Origin of the sequence: Litchfieldia sinesaloumensis, assembly GCF_900156865.1 — a bacterium.
In the GTDB taxonomy this organism is placed as follows: Bacteria; Bacillota; Bacilli; order Bacillales; family Bacillaceae_L; genus Ferdinandcohnia; species Ferdinandcohnia sinesaloumensis.
This window is the reverse complement of record NZ_LT732529.1, coordinates 1-1298: the sequence shown is the minus strand read 5'-3', so window position 1 is coordinate 1298 and position 1298 is coordinate 1. Positions and strand designations below refer to the sequence as shown.

The 1298-nt window shown below is 52.9% G+C and carries 1 rRNA gene; it reads right to left on the bottom strand.

The features are described 5' to 3' along the window. Nucleotides 1-138 precede the first annotated feature (138 nt). Nucleotides 139-1298: ribosomal RNA gene (locus CZ490_RS00040) — 23S ribosomal RNA — on the bottom strand; the annotation flags it as partial.

Genomic DNA, 1298 nt, shown 5'->3' with positions numbered 1-1298 from the left:
ACATTCATGAAGTCATTTGTCTAGCTCCGGCTCCTAGCCTCTCGAGGTCGCTTCACTTCTTCTGTCAAAGTCTATCGACTTTTCGGTCAGAAGTTCCAGCGCTTGTCGAGGCAGTACAGTCGCCTACGCTTTTCTTTTTTGGTTAAGTCCTCGATCGATTAGTATCAGTCAGCTGCACATGTCACCATGCTTCCACCTCTGACCTATCAACCTCGTCATCTTCGAGGGATCTTACTAGTTTAACACTATGGGAAATCTCATCTTGAGGGGGGCTTCATGCTTAGATGCTTTCAGCACTTATCCCTTCCACACATAGCTACCCAGCTATGCCCTTGGCAGGACAACTGGTACACCAGCGGTGTGTCCATCCCGGTCCTCTCGTACTAAGGACAGCTCCTCTCAAATTTCCTACGCCCACGACGGATAGGGACCGAACTGTCTCACGACGTTCTGAACCCAGCTCGCGTACCGCTTTAATGGGCGAACAGCCCAACCCTTGGGACCGACTACAGCCCCAGGATGCGATGAGCCGACATCGAGGTGCCAAACCTCCCCGTCGATGTGGACTCTTGGGGGAGATAAGCCTGTTATCCCCGGGGTAGCTTTTATCCGTTGAGCGATGGCCCTTCCATGCGGAACCACCGGATCACTAAGCCCGACTTTCGTCCCTGCTCGACTTGTAGGTCTCGCAGTCAAGCTCCCTTGTGCCTTTACACTCTACGAATGATTTCCAACCATTCTGAGGGAACCTTTGGGCGCCTCCGTTACTTTTTAGGAGGCGACCGCCCCAGTCAAACTGCCCACCTGACACTGTCTCCAAGGCCGATAAGGCCTTCGGGTTAGAATTTCAATACAGCCAGGGTAGTATCCCACCAATGCCTCCACCGAAGCTGGCGCTCCGGCTTCCAAGGCTCCTACCTATCCTGTACAAGCTGTACCAAAATTCAATATCAGGCTGCAGTAAAGCTCCACGGGGTCTTTCCGTCCTGTCGCGGGTAACCTGCATCTTCACAGGTACTATAATTTCACCGAGTCTCTCGTTGAGACAGTGCCCAGATCGTTACACCTTTCGTGCGGGTCAGAACTTACCTGACAAGGAATTTCGCTACCTTAGGACCGTTATAGTTACGGCCGCCGTTTACTGGGGCTTCGATTCAGAGCTTCGCTTAGAGCTAACCCCTCCTCTTAACCTTCCAGCACCGGGCAGGTGTCAGCCCCTATACTTCGCCTTGCGGCTTCGCAGAGACCTGTGTTTTTGCTAAACAGTCGCCTGGGCCTATTCACTGCGGCTTTTCAGG